This is a genomic window from Variovorax sp. RCC_210 (assembly GCF_041355175.1).
GTDB lineage: Bacteria > Pseudomonadota > Gammaproteobacteria > Burkholderiales > Burkholderiaceae_C > Variovorax.
The window spans coordinates 50,429-68,953 of the sequence record NZ_JBFUPJ010000014.1 but is presented as its reverse complement, the minus strand read 5'-3'; the positions used below and the strand labels follow the sequence as shown (position 1 = coordinate 68,953).

At 69.1% G+C, this 18,525-nt stretch carries 18 protein-coding genes; 9 read left to right on the top strand and 9 right to left on the bottom strand.

Features of this window, described 5'->3' with window-relative positions; genetic code table 11:
* Position 1 precedes the first annotated feature (1 nt).
* The 3 genes from AB6807_RS30035 to AB6807_RS30025 all read right to left on the bottom strand — a co-directional run bounded on the left by AB6807_RS30035 (position 2) and on the right by AB6807_RS30025 (position 2,939).
* Positions 2 to 1,396 (bottom strand): CoA transferase, encoded by a 1,395-nt coding sequence (locus AB6807_RS30035; RefSeq protein ID WP_371087420.1) that lies wholly within the window; start codon positions 1,394 to 1,396, stop codon positions 2 to 4.
* Positions 1,397 to 1,486: 90 nt separating this feature from the next.
* Complete coding sequence (locus AB6807_RS30030; protein ID WP_116912053.1) at positions 1,487 to 2,125, bottom strand: 3-oxoacid CoA-transferase subunit B; 639 nt, start codon at positions 2,123 to 2,125, stop codon at positions 1,487 to 1,489.
* 1 nt (position 2,126) lies between these two features.
* Positions 2,127 to 2,939, bottom strand: coding sequence for a CoA transferase subunit A (locus tag AB6807_RS30025; RefSeq protein WP_116912054.1), 813 nt, complete (start codon positions 2,937 to 2,939; stop codon positions 2,127 to 2,129).
* A 94-nt stretch (positions 2,940 to 3,033) separates the two neighbouring features.
* On the opposite strand from AB6807_RS30025, the gene AB6807_RS30020 reads away from it, so the two are divergent.
* Positions 3,034 to 3,600 carry a LuxR C-terminal-related transcriptional regulator gene (locus tag AB6807_RS30020; RefSeq protein ID WP_116912055.1) on the top strand — a complete coding sequence of 189 codons (567 nt, stop codon included), beginning with the start codon at positions 3,034 to 3,036 and terminating at the stop codon, positions 3,598 to 3,600.
* Between the two features lie 44 nt (positions 3,601 to 3,644).
* On the opposite strand, the gene AB6807_RS30015 is transcribed toward AB6807_RS30020, so the two are convergent.
* The gene (locus AB6807_RS30015) at positions 3,645 to 4,619 is read right to left on the bottom strand and encodes an AraC family transcriptional regulator N-terminal domain-containing protein (RefSeq protein ID WP_371087419.1); all 975 of its coding nucleotides are present in this window, start codon (positions 4,617 to 4,619) and stop codon (positions 3,645 to 3,647) included.
* Between the two features lie 157 nt (positions 4,620 to 4,776).
* Here AB6807_RS30015 and AB6807_RS30010 point away from each other — a divergent pair, with 157 nt between their 5' ends.
* Both AB6807_RS30010 and AB6807_RS30005 read left to right on the top strand, forming a co-directional pair.
* Positions 4,777 to 5,619: an oxidoreductase gene (locus tag AB6807_RS30010; protein ID WP_371087418.1), complete on the top strand. Its 843-nt coding sequence runs from the start codon at positions 4,777 to 4,779 to the stop codon at positions 5,617 to 5,619.
* Between the two features lie 160 nt (positions 5,620 to 5,779).
* Complete coding sequence (locus tag AB6807_RS30005) at positions 5,780 to 5,926, top strand: hypothetical protein (RefSeq protein WP_371087417.1); 147 nt, start codon at positions 5,780 to 5,782, stop codon at positions 5,924 to 5,926.
* On the opposite strand, the gene AB6807_RS30000 is transcribed toward AB6807_RS30005, so the two are convergent.
* Complete coding sequence (locus AB6807_RS30000) at positions 5,916 to 6,926, bottom strand: AraC family transcriptional regulator (protein ID WP_371087556.1); 1,011 nt, start codon at positions 6,924 to 6,926, stop codon at positions 5,916 to 5,918. The two genes, AB6807_RS30005 and AB6807_RS30000, sit on opposite strands and share 11 nt — an antisense overlap.
* Positions 6,927 to 6,933: 7 nt before the next feature.
* On the opposite strand from AB6807_RS30000, the gene AB6807_RS29995 reads away from it, so the two are divergent.
* A complete protein-coding gene (locus tag AB6807_RS29995) occupies positions 6,934 to 7,857 on the top strand; it encodes an SDR family NAD(P)-dependent oxidoreductase (RefSeq protein ID WP_371087416.1) in 924 nt (307 codons plus the stop codon).
* Positions 7,858 to 7,941: 84 nt separating this feature from the next.
* Here AB6807_RS29995 and AB6807_RS29990 read toward each other — a convergent pair whose 3' ends face one another.
* The 4 genes from AB6807_RS29990 to adh form a co-directional block, all read right to left on the bottom strand.
* Positions 7,942 to 8,694: a competence protein CoiA gene (locus tag AB6807_RS29990; RefSeq protein WP_371087415.1), complete on the bottom strand. Its 753-nt coding sequence runs from the start codon at positions 8,692 to 8,694 to the stop codon at positions 7,942 to 7,944.
* 177 nt (positions 8,695 to 8,871) lie between these two features.
* Entirely contained in the window at positions 8,872 to 9,252 is a 381-nt protein-coding gene (locus AB6807_RS29985; protein ID WP_371087414.1) for a VOC family protein, read from the bottom strand.
* A 285-nt stretch (positions 9,253 to 9,537) separates the two neighbouring features.
* The gene (locus tag AB6807_RS29980; protein WP_371087413.1) at positions 9,538 to 9,915 is read right to left on the bottom strand and encodes a DUF779 domain-containing protein; all 378 of its coding nucleotides are present in this window, start codon (positions 9,913 to 9,915) and stop codon (positions 9,538 to 9,540) included.
* The gene (gene adh, locus AB6807_RS29975) at positions 9,915 to 11,435 is read right to left on the bottom strand and encodes an aldehyde dehydrogenase (RefSeq protein WP_371087412.1); all 1,521 of its coding nucleotides are present in this window, start codon (positions 11,433 to 11,435) and stop codon (positions 9,915 to 9,917) included. The genes AB6807_RS29980 and adh overlap by 1 nt, the downstream gene beginning before the upstream one ends.
* Positions 11,436 to 11,660: 225 nt before the next feature.
* Here adh and AB6807_RS29970 point away from each other — a divergent pair, with 225 nt between their 5' ends.
* From AB6807_RS29970 to AB6807_RS29950, 5 genes are all read left to right on the top strand, one after another.
* The gene (locus tag AB6807_RS29970; RefSeq protein ID WP_371087411.1) at positions 11,661 to 13,586 is read left to right on the top strand and encodes a sigma-54-dependent Fis family transcriptional regulator; all 1,926 of its coding nucleotides are present in this window, start codon (positions 11,661 to 11,663) and stop codon (positions 13,584 to 13,586) included.
* A 148-nt stretch (positions 13,587 to 13,734) separates the two neighbouring features.
* The gene (locus tag AB6807_RS29965) at positions 13,735 to 14,652 is read left to right on the top strand and encodes a nitroreductase family protein (protein ID WP_371087410.1); all 918 of its coding nucleotides are present in this window, start codon (positions 13,735 to 13,737) and stop codon (positions 14,650 to 14,652) included.
* A gap of 15 nt (positions 14,653 to 14,667) precedes the next feature.
* Positions 14,668 to 15,753 carry a M24 family metallopeptidase gene (locus AB6807_RS29960; RefSeq protein ID WP_371087409.1) on the top strand — a complete coding sequence of 362 codons (1,086 nt, stop codon included), beginning with the start codon at positions 14,668 to 14,670 and terminating at the stop codon, positions 15,751 to 15,753.
* Between the two features lie 66 nt (positions 15,754 to 15,819).
* Entirely contained in the window at positions 15,820 to 16,662 is an 843-nt protein-coding gene (locus tag AB6807_RS29955) for a class I SAM-dependent methyltransferase (RefSeq protein WP_371087408.1), read from the top strand.
* A gap of 262 nt (positions 16,663 to 16,924) precedes the next feature.
* On the top strand, positions 16,925 to 18,523 hold the full coding sequence (locus AB6807_RS29950) for a glucan biosynthesis protein (protein WP_286516674.1): 1,599 nt from the start codon (positions 16,925 to 16,927) through the stop codon (positions 18,521 to 18,523).
* The last annotated feature ends 2 nt before the right edge of the window (positions 18,524 to 18,525 follow it).

Sequence of the window (18,525 nt, the reverse complement as noted above, 5' to 3'; positions counted from 1 at the left end):
CTCATTCCGTCGGATGACCTGGCCACACCAGCGCGTGGCTGCCCGGCGGCATCGACGGTCGCGGCCAGGCGGCGGGCGTGCGAGACAGCTGCGCGGCGTGGCGCAGCGCGGCCAGTTCACCGAAGCCCGAGGGCCCGGTTTCGACGTACGGCTGCAGGTCGGGCTTGGCGATGGACAACCCGCCCGGCACGCGCCCCAGCCCGCGCAGCCACTGCCCCGTTTGCGCCAGCGACACCTGCACATGCCAGCTGCCGCCTTCGCGCTGCTGGCGCCACAGCGCGGCTGCGGCGCCGAAGGCGATGAGGTAGCCCGTGGCCTCGTCGAGGATCTGCATCGGCAGCGGCCTGGGCTTGCCGTCGCCGGCCGCTTCGCCTTCCGCCTGGTTGAAGCCCATGGCCGTCTGCACCAGCGAATCGAAGCCGCGCCGGTTCGCCCAGGGCCCCTGCGTGCCGTAGGCGGTGAGCGACACGCACACGATGCCGGGCCGCAGCCGCACCAGTTCGGCCGCACCGAAACCCAGCGACGCCACGCCGCCCGGCCGGTAGCCTTGCACGAAGACATGCGCGTCGGCCGCGAGCCGGCGCAGCGCGGCGCGGCCTTCTTCCGTGCGCAGGTCAGCGTGCGCCGACAGCTTGCCGCGGCTGGTGTCGGCGATGGACTCGATGTTCGGCAGGTGCGGCGAATTGACGAGCATCACGTCGGCGCCATAGGCGGCGAGCGCGCGGCCGCCGACAGGCCCGGCGAGGATTCGCGTGAGGTCGAGCACGCGCACGCCGGTCAGGGGGCGCTGGTCTTCGCGCAGCGGCGGCAGCGCGAGTGGAGCGCCGTCGCCGATGCGCTCGATGGTGAAAAGCGGTTGCGCGGCAATGGCCTGCGCCTGCGGCGTGGCGTCCCACGCGTCGAAGCTGCGCAGCGCGGTGGCCACCAGGCCTTGCGCGGCGGCGGCGTCTTCGAAGTCGTGCGCGCGCCAGAGGGCCATCGCGGCATCGGCATCGGCGCGGGTGGCCGTGGCGGGGTCCAGCTTCATCAGCCGCAACGCGCCGTCGCGGTGGTGCGCGAAGTTGGCATGAACGCGCACCCAGCCGTCGGCGCAGCAGTACAGGCCCGAGAAGGCCTCCCACTGCGCCGGCACGCGCCCGTCGAGGCTGAACCAGCCGCAGCAGTCGAGCGCCGCGTGTCGCATGTCGACGCCGACCTGCTGGCGCGCCGTGCCGCGCAAATGCCCCAGCTCGCAGGCCGCGAGCGCGGCCGCCGCGATGGTGCTCTGCGCCGCGGTGCCGACCGCGAAGGACGACGGCAGCACCGGGTCGGCGCCCGTGAGATGGGCGCAGGCCAATGCGTCGTTCGGCAACCCCGCCTGCCGCCAGATACCGGCCAGGACTTCGCTCGCGTTCATGTCGTTTCTCCAGGCAATGCAGATAGTGCAAACAAAAAAGCAGGGCCCGCTTTCGCGGCCCTGCCCTTGGTGGTGTGCGCGTTCGCTGCCTTACTGGATCAGCTTGGCGCCGGTCTTGGCCTGCAGCGCGTCGAAGCTCACGCCCGGTGCCAGCTCGACGACCTTCAGGCCCTCGGGCACCACGTCCATCACGGCCAGGTCGGTGATGATGCGGTCGACCACGCCCACGCCGGTCAGCGGCAGTGTGCAGGCCTCGAGGATCTTCAGGTCCTCGGTGCCGTCCTTCTTCTTGGCCACGTGTTCCATCAGCACGATCACGCGCTTCACGCCGGCCACCAGGTCCATGGCGCCGCCCATGCCCTTGACCATCTTGCCGGGGATCATCCAGTTGGCCAGATCGCCCTTCGCGCTGACTTGCATCGCGCCCAGGATCGACAGGTTGATCTTGCCGCCGCGAATCATCGCGAAGCTGTCATGGCTGCCGAAGATGGCCGAGCCGGGCAGCGTGGTGACGGTCTGCTTGCCGGCGTTGATCAGGTCGGCGTCGACGTTGTCTTCGGTAGGGAAGGGGCCGATGCCGAGCATGCCGTTCTCGCTCTGCAGCCACACTTCCTTCGTGCCGGTGTGGTTGGCCACCAGCGTCGGAATGCCGATGCCCAGGTTGACGTAGAAGCCGTCTTCGAGTTCTTGTGCGGCACGGGCCGCCATCTGGTCTTGGGTCCAGGGCATCTCAGGCTCCTTCTTTCTTGTTGGCGGGCACCGTCGGCACGGGCACGTCGGAGGTGGCGGCGGCCTGCGCGATCACGGCCTGGGCCTCGACCTTGGCGGCGGCGGCGTCCACCGGCGCGGCCGCGCTCACGGTGCGCTTCTCGATGCGCTTCTCGGGGTTGGCGTTGAGCACGATGCGGTGCACGTAGATGCCCGGCAGGTGAATGTCGTCGGGGGCCAGCTCGCCCACTTCGACGATCTTCTCGACCTCGACGATGCAGACCTTGCCGGCCATGGCGGCGGCCGGGTTGAAGTTGCGCGCCGTGAGGCGGAAGCGCAGGTTGCCCGACTTGTCGGCCACGTCGGCCTTCACCAGCGCCACGTCGGGCACCAGCGAATGCTCCATCACGTAGGTCTCGCCGTTGAACTCGCGCAGCTCCTTGCCTTCGGCCACTTGCGTGCCCACGCCGGTCTTGGTGAAGAAGGCCGGAATGCCCGCGCCGCCGGCGCGCAGCTTCTCGGCCAGCGTGCCCTGGGGCGTGAATTCGAGCGCGAGTTCGCCGGCCAGGTACTGGCGCTCGAACTCCTTGTTCTCGCCCACGTAGGAGGCGACCATCTTCTTGATCTGCCGCGTTTCGAGCAGCTTGCCGAGGCCGAAGCCGTCGACGCCGGCGTTGTTCGACACCACGGTGAGGTTCTGCACGCCGCTGTCCTTCAGCGCGTCGATCAGCGCCTCGGGAATGCCGCAAAGGCCGAAGCCGCCGACCGCGAGCATCTGCCCGTCGGCCACGACTCCCTTGAGTGCCGCGTCTGCGGAGGGATAGATCTTGTTCACTCGGGCTCCTTGATGGATGAATGGAGAGTGGGTGGGAAAGCCCTGAACGATACTACGTACCCGCATACGTAGTATTTCGTAATGGTGACCCCCGATGCCCGAGATCGATTACCGGTTGGCTTTTGAACACGCGCCGGTCGGCATGGTCGTCTCGAGCAACCGCACCATCGTCGCCTGCAACCTGCGCGTGTGCGAAATCTTCGGTGCAACGCCCCCGGCGCTGGTGGGGCATTCGTTCAGCATCCTGTACCCCAGCGTGGCCGAGTTCGAGCGCATCGGCAAGCGCATGGAGCCCTTTCTGAATGCCAGCGGGCACTACGCCGACAACCGCATGATGAAGCGGCTGGGCGGGCTGCACGGCGCCATCGCGGGCGAGACCTTCTGGTGCCACGTGACCGGCCACGCCATGAACCGTGCGGCGCCGCACGAGGCCGGCATCTGGACCTTCGAGGACCTGGGTTCGCGCCGCGCCGTGAAGGCCGAGCTCACGCCGCGCGAGCGCGAGGTGGCCGCGCAGGTGATGCGCGGGCTCACGTCGAAAGAAATCGGCAAGGCGCTGGGCATCAGCCACCGCACGGTGGAGCTGCACCGGGCGCGGCTGATGCGCAAGTACGCGGCGGCGACGACGGCGGAGCTGGTGCAGAAGCTGATCGCGGGATGATCGCGGATTGATTGCGGAATGAGCGGTGGCACGCCCCGCCGTTTTCAGTGCGAGCTGACGAATGCCGACGACGGCCCGGGGTACGGCAGCGCAAAGGCCTTCTTCATGCGCGCCACCTCCTCCACCGGGCTCAGGCCGAACAGCCGCTTGAACTCCCGGCTGAACTGCGAGGGGCTCTCGTAGCCCACCCGGTCGCAGGCGGCCGCCGCCGTCATGCCGTCGCGCAACATCAGCAGCCGGGCCTGGTGCAGGCGGGTCGACTTCAGGTACTGCATGGGCGAGGTGCCCGTCACGGTCTTGAAATGCGCATGCAGCGACGGCGCGCTCATGCCGGCCTCGCGTGCCAGCAGGTCGATGTCCAGCGCGTCGTGGAAGGCCGCGTGGATGCGGCGGATCGCCTTGCCCACCTTGCCGAAGTGGCCCTGCCGCGCGAGCGCCGTGCGCAGCACCGCGCCCTGCTCGCCGCCCAGCACGCGAAAGTAGAGCTCGCGCACCAGCGAGGGCCCGAGGACGCCGGCCTCCAGCGGCGACGCCAGCGCCTCCAGCAGCCGCAGCACCGAGAGTGCGAGCCGCGCGTCCATGGGCGTGGACACCATCGCCTTTGCTTTGGCGCTTGACTTCGCTCGCACGGCGTTCGCACCGCCATCGTCGAACTCGTCCAGCCGCAGCATCAGCTCCGCGGCCACGCTGAAATCGAGCCGCAGGTAGATGGCCAGCAGCGGCTCCTTCTCGCTGGCGTCCGTCTCCATGGTGAAGGGCACGGGCACCGCCACCGCCAGGTAGTGCTGCGCGTCGTACAGGTACACCTCGCCGCCGAAGAAGCCGCGCTTGCGCCCCTGGCAGACGATGACGATGCCCGGCTCGTACAGCACCGGCGCGCGCGCCAGCGGCCGGTTGGCGCGCAGCAGGCGCACGTCGGGCAGCGGCGTCGGGTTGTAGCCGTCGAGCGGGGCCAGTCGGGCCAGCAGCGCGAGCGTGCGCTGCTGCACGCTCGGCTCGGATGCGGGGCGGGAGGTCACGGGTTCTGGTCAGATGAGGTTGGGCATGGCAATGTGCCATGGGCTGGCCGGAATGTCTGCTCGCTCATAGTTTCAGGCAAGCACCGCAGAGGGCCGGATATTCACGTTCCGGCGGCCCAAACCTAGCATTCATGGCACTCACTCACAGGACTTCGCCATGACCGCATTCGCCCCCAAGACCCTTCTCATCACCGGCGTCAGCTCGGGCTTCGGCCGCGCCTTCGCAAGCGCCGCGCTCGCGGCGGGCCACACCGTCGTCGGCACGCTGCGCGACGCAGGCGCATGCGCCGACTTCCAGGCGCAGGCGCCCGGCCGCGCCCACGCCGTGGTGCTCGACGTGACCGACAGCGCCGCCATCGAACCCGCCCTGGCAGGCGTTCTTCGCAAGGTCGGCCAAATCGACGTGCTGGTCAACAACGCGGGCTACGGGCACGAAGGCACGCTCGAGGAATCGAGCCTGGCCGACATGCGCCACCAGTTCGACGTCAACGTGTTCGGCGCGGTCGCCATGACCAAGGCCGTGCTGCCCGCCATGCGCGAGCGGCGCAGCGGGCATATCGTCAACATCACCTCGATGGGCGGCTTCATCACCATGCCGGGCATTGCGTACTACTGCGGCAGCAAGTTCGCGCTCGAAGGCATCTCCGAAGTGCTGGCCAAGGAGGTCGCGGCCTTCGGCGTGCATGTGACGGCGATCGCGCCGGGGTCGTTCCGCACCGACTGGGCGGGCCGCTCGATGGTGCGCGCCGAGCGGCGCGTGAGCGACTACGACACCGTGTTCGACCCCATTCGCGAAGCACGCCAGGCCAAGGACGGCCGGCAGGCCGGCGACCCGGCCAAGGCCGCGCAGGCCCTGCTGAAAGTGATCGCGGCCGAGAAGCCGCCGGTGCACCTGCTGCTGGGCAAGGACGCGCTCGCGCTGGTGCGCGCCAAGCTCGCGTCGATGAGCGAGGAGATCGACGCGTGGGAAGCCGTGTCGGCCTCCACCGACCACGATTGAAAGGCGGCTGAAGCTCGGCACGCGAGCCGGCGATGCCGCGCCGCATCGTTGCAAAAACGGAAACGCCGCGTCCGCGAAACCTGCGCTTCATCGGGCGCATTGAGGCCTATCTTTGGAGGCATGCGGGCAAGCCGCCCGCACATCGTTCAAGGAGCCTGCCATGTCCACATCCCTTCATTCCGAAAAGAGCCTGCTGCTGCAAACGCAAGTGACGGTCGCGCGCGCCCACGCGCTGGCCGTGCAGAAGCTGCCGGTCGCGCTCACGCTGTCGGCCATCATTCTTTCGATCATCAACGTCAAGCTGTAGGCTGCGCCGGCGCACGTGCCGCTGCGCTCTTGAAGTGCATCGGCGCGGCACCCATCACGCGCTTGAACGCGTGGCTGAAAGCGCTCTCCGATTCGTAGCCCAGCGACAGCGCCACCGCGGAAACGGTCTTGCGCCCGCCGCGCAGTTCGCGCGCCGCGAGCCGCATGCGCCAGCGCAGCAGATAGTCGAGCGGCGCCACGCCCACGGCGGACTTGAAGTGCCCGGCGAAGGTCGAGCGCGACATGCCCGCCGCGCTCGCGAGTGCGTCCACCGTCCATCGCTGCGCGGGCGCGCCGTGCATCAGCCCCAGCGCCTTGGCGAGCCGCGGCTCCGACAGCGCACCGAGCCAGCCCACCGCCTGCGCACCACCCGACGCCGCATGCGCGCGCAAGGCCTGCACGAACAATATGTGCGCCAGGTGGTCAGCCATCAGCGTGGCGCCCATGGCCGGCTGCGACACCTCGTCGGCCAGCCGCGCGAGCACCCACTGGATGACCCCTGCGTGCGCCGATGCAGCAGGCACGTGCACCACCGGCGGCAGCGCGTCGAGCAGCATCGCGGCATGGGCCTCGTCGAACGCGAAGCGCCCGCCCATGAGCATCACGTCGGCGGTGTCGCCCACCTGCGCGACGCCGCCGGTGGCGCGTGCGAAATACGGCGCCGCTTCTTCCGTGGGCAGCGCCAGGTCGCTCGCCAGGCGGTAGTGCCGGCCGTCGGTCAGCAGGTAGCAGTCGCCGGCCTGCAGCGCGACGGGATGTTCCACACCCTCCACCGCCAACCAGCAACGGCCCTGCAGCACGGCGTTGAACTTCACGCCTTCGTAGCCGTTGAAGCGCAGCGCCCAGTCGCCGCCGGCAGACAGCCGCGCGGAGAGAAAACCCTTCGGGTTCAGCAGCGCGAGCACATCGGAAAACGGGTCGATGGGGGCGTCAACTCCAGAGCATCGCGCATGAAATGCGGCGAATCTTGCATGGATTGACGGCGCCGCACAAGCCACCATCGCCTGCATGACCTTCTCACCGCATCAAAAACCCCTGCCCTCCGGCTTCGGCCCGACCACCACCGCGCAAGAGGCCCTGGGCGGGCGCGACCTGCGCGGCAAGACCGCCCTCGTGACCGGTGGCTACTCCGGCCTCGGGCTCGAAACAGTGCGCGTGCTGGCCGGCGCGGGCGCCCATGTGCTCGTGCCCGCACGCAGTGCGGACAAGGCTCGCGCCGCGCTCGCGGGCATCGACGGCGCCACGCTCGGCGCCATCGACCTGATGGACCCGGCCTCCATCGACGCCTTTGCCGAAGCCTTCCTGGCCAGCGGCCGCGCGCTCGACATCCTGGTGAACAGCGCCGGCGTGATGGCCGCGCCGTTGTCACGCGATGCGCAAGGCCACGAGTCGCAGTTCTCGTCGAACCACCTGGGGCACTTTCGGCTCACGGCGCGGCTGTGGCCGGCGCTGCGGCAAGCCCATGGGGCGCGGGTGGTGTCGGTGTCGTCGCGCGGGCACCGCATCACGGGCATCGATTTCGAAGACCCCGATTTCGAGCGCCGGCCCTACGACCCATGGCTGGCCTACGGGCAGTCGAAGACGGCCAACGCGCTGTTCGCCGTGGGCCTGGACGCGCGCGGCGAGGCCCACGGCGTGCGCGCGTTTTCGGTGCACCCCGGCTCCATCCTCACCGACCTCGCGCGCCACATTCCAGACGACGATCTGGCCAGGCGCTTCAACATGACCCGCGCGGACCCCGACCGCCTGCCGCCGGGCCAGTCCGCGGCCGAGGGTGGAGACTTCAAGACCGTGGCGCAGGGCTCGGCCACCTCCGTGTGGTGCGCGGCGAGCACGCAGCTCGACGGCATCGGCGGCGTGTACTGCGAGAACGTCGACGTGGCGCCCATCGTGCCCGCCGACCATCCGGCAACGACCGGCGTGCGTGCCTAGGCCATCGACCCCGCGCTGGCCGAGCGGCTGTGGCAGCTCAGCGAACGGTTGACGGGCGTGCGCCTCGAGGCCTGAGACGGCCGCTCAACAGGGGTCGGTGCCCTGCGTCCACCATGCCGGTTGCCGGTCGATGAACAGCGTGCAATCGGGCACCACCATCTTGCCGCCCGACCACGCCGGGCGCACCCAGCGCTGGAAGTGCGCCGACAGCGACACCGGCTCGCCCGCGTGCGGCCGCACCCAAAGCCGGGAGCGCCGGTCGTAGCCACCGGCGCTGAGGTCGCGCCCCGCCTTGCGCCACGTCTGCTGCGGCACGTGCAGGCTCACGGGTGCGTAGTGCACCGGCCGCAGCCACTGGCCCTGCGCCCAGTAATACACCCGCCCGAAGCAGGCCGCGTGGCACCAGCGCTCCCAGGCGCTGGGGCTGTACCTGCTGAAGCCGAGCTCGCCGTCCGGCAGCGCCACCCAGACCACCGCGATGCCCAGCCGGTGGTAGTTGGCCGTGCGCGCCGCAACGTCGGCAATGCCCAGCACGCTGCGCTGCACCTCGATGGCCACGGGCACGCCCGAGATGACCGCGAACACATCGGCCACCGCGCCAGGCAGGCGCCTTTCGAGCTCCAGGTTGGCGACGTTGGCTTCTTCGCGCAAGGCATCGTGGATGGCGAGCTTGACGAGGAAGTGGTCCTCCGTTTCACCGACCGACAGGCGGCATGCGGTCGGGGCCTTGTGGGCGAAATGGTGGACGCGGATCGGGCCTTTTCTGAGCGTCATTTCCGCTGCGCAGCCCGCGCAGGAGAACGGTGCGTCGACCCGCTGGGCATCGCGGGCGACCATCTTGGAACCGTCGGATTGGCGCAGGGCTGTAAGCACGGCGGCGATCGTAGTGCGGGCTCGAAGAACGAAGCGAGCCTTGCATAAGCCGGAGCTACGGAAAGTGCCTCTTCACAGTGAATTTTTCGCGCCTGCCGGCGATTTCTTCAAGCGCCCGGTGCTTCCAACCGGTCAGCCCCTTCAGGGCGCCTGCTCCGAGATCTCGATCAGGTTCTGGTCCGGGTCGCGCACGTACACCGAACGAATGCGCGACGTCGCGCCCGTGCGCATCACCGGCCCTTCGAGCACGGGCACCTCGTGCGCCTTCAAGCGAGCGACGACCGCTTCGAGCGGCACGCTGGCAATGAAGCACAGGTCCAGCGAGCCCGGCGTGGGCAGCTGCGCCTTGGGCTCGAACTCGTGGCCCTTCACGTGCAGGTTGATCTTCTGGTTGCCGAAGCGAAAGGCCTTGCGGCCGGCGCCGAAGCTCTCCAGCGCCATGCCGAGCACGTCGGTGTAGAAGCGGATGCACGCGTCTTCGTGCGCGGTGGTGAGCACGAGATGGTCCAGGTGATCGATCATGGGGTGAGGTCCTTGTGGTCGCGCACGCGTGCCGTTGCGCGATGTCGTCGAGATCCGATGGGGCGGCGCTTGCCACGACCCGGTGGCATGCGACCCCGTCCTTCGGGCGCAAGCCCGACTCTAGGACCAGATCGTTCGACACGGAATTTCTTTGACGGCAGCAGCCCCTTCGCAGAACGCGATGGCCGCATGCAGGGCACATGCGTCCGCGCCCGACTTGAAAGTGACGCGGCTGCGCGGCACCCGGCCGCGCAGCCTCTTCAGCAACTGCTGTTCGAGCAGCCGCTACTTCGCTTCTTCAGCCTCCAGCACCGCCCACTCCTCGTCCGTGAACAGCCGCGAGCGCGTCAGGAACCGCACGCCCTCCGGCCCTTCCAGCGAGAACATGCCGCCGCGCCCCGGCACCACGTCGATGATCAGCTGCGTGTGCTGCCAGTACTCGAACTGCGGCCCGCTGATGTAGAACGGCATGCCGCCGATGTGCCCCAGCAGCCTGTCGTAGTCGCCGACGATGAACTCGTCGCGGCCGTAGCACATGGGCGCGCTCCCGTCGCAGCAGCCGCCCGACTGATGGAACATCAGCGGGCCATGCTTGGCGGCGAGCCTGTCGATCAACGCGATCGCGGCTTCGGTCGCGGTGACGCGCAGGACCTCGCCGGCCATCAGAAGAAGCCCAGCTTGTTCTCGCTGTAGCTCACGAGCAGGTTCTTGGTCTGCTGGTAGTGGTCGAGCATCATCTTGTGGTTCTCGCGCCCGATGCCCGACTGCTTGTAGCCACCGAAGGCCGCATGCGCCGGGTAGTGGTGATAGCAGTTGGTCCACACGCGTCCCGCCTGGATGCCCTTGCCCATGCGGAAGGCGCGGTTCATGTCGCGGCTCCACACGCCGGCGCCCAGCCCGTAGAGCGTGTCGTTGGCGATGGAAAGCGCCTCTTCCTCGTCCTTGAAGGTGGTGACCGACACCACGGGGCCGAAGATTTCTTCCTGGAAGATGCGCATCTTGTTGTGGCCCTTGAACACGGTGGGCTGCACGTAGTAGCCGTCGGCCAGGTCGCCTTCGAGCTTCTGGCGTTCGCCGCCGATGAGCACCTTGGCGCCTTCCTGCTTGCCGATGTCGAGGTACGACAGGATCTTCTCGAGCTGCTCGCTCGATGCCTGCGCGCCGATCATGGTGGCCATGTCCAGCGGGCTGCCCTGCTTGATGGCGGCCACGCGCTTGAGCGCGCGTTCCATGAAGCGGTCGTAGATCGACTCCTGGATGAGCGCGCGCGACGGGCAGGTGCACACCTCGCCCTGGTTCAGCGCGAACATCGCGAAGCCTTCGAGCGCCTTGTCGAAGAAGGCGTCGTCGCGGTCCATCACGTCTTCGAAGAAGATGTTGGGCGACTTGCCGCCCAGCTCCAGCGTGACCGGAATCAGGTTCTGGCTCGCGTACTGCGAAATGAGCCGGCCCGTGGTGGTCTCGCCGGTGAAGGCGATCTTGCCGATGCGGTTGCTCGACGCCAGCGGCTTGCCGGCCTCCACGCCGAAGCCGTTCACCACGTTCAGCACGCCCGGCGGCAGCAGGTCGCCGATGATTTCCATCAGCACCAGGATCGACACCGGCGTTTGCTCCGCGGGCTTCAGCACCACGCAGTTGCCGGCGGCCAGCGCGGGCGCCAGCTTCCACACGGCCATCAGGATGGGAAAGTTCCACGGAATGATCTGGCCGACCACGCCGAGCGGTTCATGGAAGTGGTACGCGAAGGTCTCGTGGTCGATCTCGCTGATGCCGCCTTCCTGCGAGCGAATGCACGAGGCGAAATAGCGGAAATGGTCCACGGCCAGCGGCAGGTCGGCCGCGGTGGTCTCGCGGATGGGCTTGCCGTTGTCCCAGGTCTCGGCGGCCGCCAGCAGCGCCAGGTTTTCCTGCATGCGGTCGGCGATCTTGTTCAGGATGTTGGCGCGTTCGGTGGTCGACGTGCGCCCCCAGGCGGCCTTGGCCTTGTGGGCAGCGTCCAGCGCACGGTCGATGTCGGCGGCGGTCGAGCGCGGCACCTCGCAGAAGACCTTGCCGGTGACGGGCGTGATGTTCTCGAAGTACTGGTTGTCCACCGGCGCGACCCATTCGCCGCCGATGTAGTTGCCGTAGCGCTTCTTGAACGGCACCGCGGTACCGAATTTGCCCGGTTCGAGCATGTCCATGTCTTTGTCTCCATTTGCAGGCTGGTGGCACCGCGACATGCGGCGTCCCGCATGGGCATTTGCAAGCCACGTACCCGCGCGGATCGGGACATTCCCTGAGAACTTCCGCGCAGCAACAGGCCGTGGCGGCGGGTTTCGCAGGGTTTCCATTCGCAATCTGCGACATGCATGCGCGAACACAGCGACTACGATGTCGCACAAGGCGAAAACCCGTCGGAGACACCCATGAGCGAAGCGCAGTTGCCATCGGTCGGAGTGGAGCAGGCCCGCGAGCTGTTCTTCAGGCAGGGCCGCGACCCGGCCCCCTGGATCGCGCCGCACATTTCCCGCTCGTGGCAGCGCAGCCGCCCGGTCGACCACCGCGCCATCGACCCCGAACCCATGGCGCTCGCCCTGCTGCGCGAACGGCGCGAACAGGCCATGCGCCTGCTGACCTGCGCGCAGCCCGAGCTCGACGGGCTGGCCGAGCATGCGGTGGGCAACGGCTGCGTGGTGGTGCTGTCGGACGCCAGCGGACTCATTCTTGAAGAGGTCGGCAGCCCCGATTTCCTGCCCAAGGCCCAGCGCATCGCGCTGCAGCCCGGCGTGGAATGGTCGGAAGACCACCGCGGCACCAACGCCATCGGCACCGCGCTTGCCGAGCGCGAGGCGCTGATGGTGCTCGGCGGCGAACACTACCTGTCGCAGAACGGCGCGCTGGGCTGCGCGGCGGCGCCCATCTTCACCGGGCGCGGCGAGGTGGCCGGCGCGCTCGACATCTCGGGCGAAACGCAGCGTGTGAACCCGCATGCGCTGGGGCTGGTGCGCATGGCGGCGCAGCAGGTGGAGCACCGCATGCTGCTGGCCGAGGCCAATGGGCACGTGCTGCGCTTTCATGCGCGGCCGGCGTTGATCGGCACCGCGCGCGAAGGGCTGATGGTGATCGAGGGCGGGCGCATCGTGGCCGCCAACCGGGTGGCGCTGGAGCTCTTCGGCCGCTCGTGGAACGGGCTGCTCGACCTGGACGCCGAAGTCTTCCTCGGCGAGAACTGGCCACGCATGGCCCACCGGCGCAGCCTGCTCACGCTGCCGGGCGGACGGCAGATTGCCACGGTGATGGAGCGCTCGACCGCGCCGGGCAGCGCACGCCAGCCGGCAATGCAAACGGCCGAAGCGCGCACTTCCGGTTCGCATCCAGGCCCCGAGGCCGACGACGTGCAGCCGCTGCTGGCCAAGGCCGTGCGCGTGCTGAACGAAGGCGTGTCGGTGCTGGTGAACGGCGAGACCGGCAGCGGCAAGGAAGTGTTCTCGCGCAGGTTGCATGCCGCGAGCCGGCGCAGCACGGGGCCCTTCGTGGCGGTCGATTGCGCTTCGCTGCCCGAGACGCTGATCGAGTCGGAGCTGTTCGGCTACGACGAGGGCGCCTTCACCGGCGCACGGCGCAAGGGCATGGCGGGCCGCATTCGCGAGGCGCACGGTGGCGTGCTGTTCCTCGACGAGATCGCGGAGATTCCGCTGGCCCTGCAGACACGGTTGCTGCGCGTGCTCGAAGAGCGCGTGGTCACGCCGCTGGGCGGCGGCCAGGGCGTGGCGGTGGACTTCGACCTGGTCTGCGCCACGCACGGCCACCTGCCGGCACTGGTGCAAGCGGGGCGGTTCCGCGCCGACCTGATGTACCGCGTGGCGGGCTTTACCGTGGCGCTGCCATCGTTGAGCCAGCGCAGCGACAGGCATGCGCTGATAGAGCGGTTGTTCATGGAATCGGGCGGCGCGGCCAAGCACCTGCGGCTGGAGCGCGATGCGCTGGCCGTGCTGGCGGTCTACCGGTGGCCAGGCAATGTGCGGGAGCTGCGCAGCACGCTGCGCGCCGTGGTGGCGCTGGCCGACGTCGGCGACTCGGTGACGGCCGCGGCGTTGCCGGCGCACCTGCATGGGACTCACGCGGCATGCACAGCGCACGCCGACCATGCCGACCGCTCACACGACTTAGCCGCTGCCTTCACACATCCGCCGCAGTCCGAGCCCCTGCTGGCCATCACGCGCCACGCCATCGACGAGGCGCTCAAAGCCTGCGACCACGACGTGGCCAAGGCTGCGCGCAGGCTGGGGGTTCACCGCAGCACGGTCTACCGCCACATCGCGCGGGAACGCGGCAAGCCCGCCGGGCGCTGAACAAGACCCCGAGGAACAAGCGTGCCGCAAGGCGCTTCGCTGCCAGGAATGCAACGCTTCGCTATGCTTCGTAAAATATAGCGAAGCATCGCCACTGCCCCTCCGCCCCCAGCGCCCCCAGCGCCCCCGCATTCCACCACCCGCATCCATGGTCACCAGTCAACTTCGCTGCCTCGTCGCGCTCGGCGAGACGCGGCACGTCGGGCGGGCCGCCCAGGCCGTCCAGGTTTCGCAGCTCGAGCTAATGGAGGCCATTCGCGCGCTCGAAGCCGAATACGGCCGGCCGCTGATCTCGCCCCTCACGACCGGCTCGCGCTTCGAGGGCCTCACGCCCCAGGGCGAACAGGTGCTGGCCTGGGCGCGCAGCTTTCTGCAAGGCAGCGCCGACCTGCACCGCGAGCTGCAGTCCGCCCGGCAGGAGAGCGCCATCGCCCCGCTGCTGGAGCGCCGCTCGGTCTCGCCCAAGCGCCTGCGGGCGCCGGGGCCCAGCCCCGAGCAGATCGACCTGATCCTGCAGGCCGCGTTGCGCGCGCCCGACCACGGCGGGCTGCACCCCTGGCGCGTGCTCGAGTTTCGCGACGGCCAGCGCGCCGCCCTGGCCGACCGCTTCGAGGAAGAAAAGCGTCGCCGCGACCCGCTCGCGTCGAGCACCGACCTGCGCCGCGCACGCGAGCACGCCACGCGCCCGCCGGTGCTGCTGGCCTTCGTGGTGGTGCCGCGCGCCCGCAGCAAGGTGCCGGGGCGCGAGCAATGGCTGGCGGCCGGCGCGGCGCTGGGCAACCTGCTGAACGCGGCTCACCAGCTCGGCTTCGGCGCGATCATGCTCAGCGGCGAGCGCTGCTTCGACCCGGTGCTGGGGGCCGAGCTGGGCATCAAGCCCGACGAGTTCCTCGCGGGCTTCGTGAGCCTGGGCAGCGTGGCCGAGGCGCCGCCGGCACGCAGCCACGCGCTGCCGGGCCAGGTGTGGTCCGCATGGATACCGCCGGCCTCTTCCGCCACCCCCGCCACCCCCGCCACCGCCGCCGCCCCCGCCCCCGCCCCGCTTGAATTCCCGCAGACCCCCTGAACCTGGACATTGCCAATGACAACAGCTGAAGCCGGTCGCACCGAGGCCACCGGCGCCAAGTTTTCCCTGTGCTCGATGCAGACCGCGCGGGCCTTCTCCCAGCTCGCGGTGCGCCGCATCGCCTCGGGCATGCGCCCGGGCATGACGCATGCGCAGGCGCACGAGCTGGCGATGGCCACGCTGCAGAAGCTGGAAATGGAGCGCAACTGGCACCCCATCGTCATCCGCTTCGGCGAAGACACGCTGAAGACCTTCCGCGAAATCTCCGACCCCGAGCGCGTGCTGGGCGCGCAGGACATCTTCTTCGTCGACATCGGCCCCGTGTGGGAAGGCCACGAGGGCGATGCCGGCGACACCTTCGTGACCGGCGACGACCCGCAGATGCATGCCTGCGCCGAAGCCGCGCGCGCGCTGTGGCACGACGTGGCCGCGCGCTGGCGCGCAGACAAGCTCAGCGGCCAGGCGCTGTACGCCTATGCCGCCGAACGCGCCGAGGCCATGGGCTGGCGGCTCAACCTCGACATCAAGGGCCACCGGGTGTGCGACTTTCCGCATGCCATCTACCAGGCCGGCAAGCTGGGCGACTTCGGCCTGTGCCCGACCACGGGCATCTGGATCCTGGAGATACAGATCGCGCATCCCACGCGGCCCTTCGGCGCCTTCTACGAAGACCTGTTGATGGAAGACGACGTGCGGCCCGAAGACGGCGTGGCGGACGCAGTGGCTTCCGGCGCGGCCACGGAGCAGCTCTTTTCGTACGGCACGCTGCAGCTCCCTTCGGTGCAGCTCGCCACCTTCCGGCGCAGGCTGGCCGGCCACGCCGACCGCCTGCCGGGCTACCGGCTCGGGCAGCTCGCCATCCAGGACGCCGAGGTGGTCGCGACCAGCGGCAAGACGCACCACCCGATCGTCGCGCCGGCCGCGGACGCCAGCGAAGGCGTCGACGGCGCGGTCTTTGCCCTTACGCCCGCCGAGCTGGCGCATGCCGATGCCTACGAGGTGGCCGACTACCGCCGCGAGCGCGTCACGCTGGCCTCGGGGCTGCAAGCCTGGGCCTACGTCGATGCGCGCCCCGCGCCGTCGGGCACGACTAAAGATTGACTTGCCCCGGGGTGCCGCAGGCGCGAGACTTTGAGCCTGGCTTCAGCCAGGTTTCGCACCCCTTACATGACCCTTCCCAAACCTGCGCAGGGCCTGTCGGCCGTACCTTCCACCTTGCGGATCCCGCTGGCCGCGCGCGCATCGGGCGACCGCATGTTTCCCCAGGTCGCGGTGCGCGATGCCTACGCGGCGGGCATCCTGGAGCAGATTCGCGACGACGGCCAGGCGCTGCCCGAAGACCGGTCGACCATCTACAGCATCCTCTCGCGCACGCGCCGGCTGCGCAGCCTGGCGCAGGAGTTTCTCGAGCGCCATCCGGGCGGCCGCGTGGTCAATATGGGGTGCGGCCTGAGCCATTACTTCCAGTGGCTGGACGACGACAGGTGCCGCATGACCGACGCCGACCTGCCCGAGGTGCTCGAGCTGCGCCGCCAGCTCATCCCCGAGATCAACCCGCGCCACGACCTGCGCGAACTCGACCTGACCGCGCCCGACTGGTGGGAGCAGCTGAAGCTGCCGGCAACCCGCGACGACGCGCCCGTGTTCCTCTTCACCGAAGGCGTGCTGATGTACCTCACGCCCGAGCAGGTGCGCGCCGTGTTCGCCACCTTCGGCGAGCGCGCGCCCGCGGGCTCGGTGCTGGCCTTCGATGCCATGTGCTGGCTGGGCGTCGGCCGCGCGAAGCAGCACCCGTCCGTGCGCACCACGGGCGCTGAATTCCAGTGGGGCATCCGGCGCGCCGCCGAGCTGACGCAGCCGCACCCGCGCCTGCGGCTGGACAGCAGCTACCGCGTGCTGCAGGGCATCGGGCCGGCCTACACGCTGTTCGCGCCGCTGGTCCTGCTGGTGCTGGGGGTGTCGTTGTATGCGGTGTACGCGCTGCGGGCGGCGGACGAAGGCGATACATAAACGCACAATTTCCCGCCAGATCAGCACATTGGCGGCTTTGTCCGGCCCGGGGTGCGCGGAATGGCTGACGCCGCCGGGGCGTGGCGCAGGCGAAGCTGCTCGCTGTTCCCGATGGTGGAAAGTCCCTGCGGCCTCGTGCTGCATTAGGATCGTTCCAGACCGTTTTGCAGCCTGCCCGGCAGGCGGACCGCATCGTTCCTGCCCTCTTTCCGCCTCTTTCCTTTTCCCCAGACTCGCAAGATTCGCAACCCTCAAGAACCACATGCTTGATCGCCGATCCTTCCTTGCCGCCGGTGGCGCCGCCGCCGCCCTCGCCGCCCTCGGCCTGCCCGCGGAGGCGCTGGCCGCCAACGGCCTGCAGCTGAGCCAGCCCACGCCCTTCTCCTTCGACGCGCTGCTCGCGCAGGCCAAGGCGCTCGCCGCCAAGCCCTACGTCGCGGCCGTGCCGCTGGCCCCCGAGGTGCTCGAGCGCATCGACTACGACGCGCACGGCAAGATCAAGTTCGACCCCGCCAACGCGCTCTTCCGCGACGGCCCCGGTGCGTTCCCCGTCACCTTCTTTCACCTGGGCCGCTTCTTCCAGACGCCCGTGCGCATGCACGTGCTGGAAAACGCCGACGGCGATGCCTTTTCGCGCGAGGTGCTCTACAACGCCTCGTACTTCTCGATGCCGCCCGACAGCCCCGCGCGCGCGTTGCCGCCCGGCGCCGGCTTCGCGGGTTTCCGCCTTCAGGAAAGCCGCCTGGGCGACCAGGGCAAGCTCGACTGGCAGAAGAACGACTGGGTCGCCTTCCTGGGGGCCTCGTACTTCCGTGCCATCGGCGAGCTCTACCAGTACGGCCTGTCGGCGCGCGGCGTCGCGCTCGACGTGGCGGTGCCCGACAAGGCCGAGGAATTCCCGACCTTCACCCGCTTCTACTTCGAGACGCCGGCGGCCAACAACACCACCTCGATGACCGTCTACGCCCTGCTCGAAGGGCCGAGCGTGACGGGCGTGTTCAAGTTCGTCATGCAGCGCAACAAGGCCGTCATCATGGACATCGACGCGCGCATGTTCCTGCGCCGCGACGTGTCGCGCCTGGGCCTGGTGCCGCTCACGTCGATGTACTGGTACTCGGAAACCATCAAGCCCACCGCCATCGACTGGCGCCCCGAGGTGCACGACTCCGACGGGCTGGCCATCTGGAACGGTGCGGGCGAGCGCATCTGGCGCCCGCTGAACAACCCGACGCAAACGCGCGCCTCGGCCTTCGCCGACACCAGGCCGCGCGGCTTCGGCCTGCTGCAGCGCGACCGCGCCTTCGACCACTACCAGGACGGCGTCAACTACGAGAAGCGCCCCAGCCTGTGGATCGAACCGCTGGGCGACTGGGGCGAGGGCTCGGTGCAGCTCATCGAGATTCCGACCGACGACGAAATTCACGACAACATCGTCGCCTTCTGGGTGCCGAAGGCGGACGCCAAGGCGGGCTCGAGCTACAGCCTGCAGTACCGCCTGCACTGGACCGACCAGGAGCCCTTTCCGTCACCGCTCGCGCGCTGCGTGGCCACGCGCATCGGCCGCGGTGGCCAGCCGGGGCAGCCACGGCCGCAGGGCGTGCGCAAGTTCATGGTCGAGTTCATTGGCCAGCCGCTGCAGTCCGTGCCTTTCGGCGTGAAGCCCGAGGTGGTGCTGACGGCGGCGCGCGGAAAGTTCTCGTACGTCTTCGCGGAGGCCGTGCCGAACGGCGTGCCGGGCCACTGGCGCGCGCAGTTCGACTTCACGCCCGAGGGCAATGAGCCGATCGACATGCGGCTTTATCTGAAGAACGGGGACCAGACGTTGACAGAGACGTGGCTGTACCAATACCAGCCAGGCTGAAA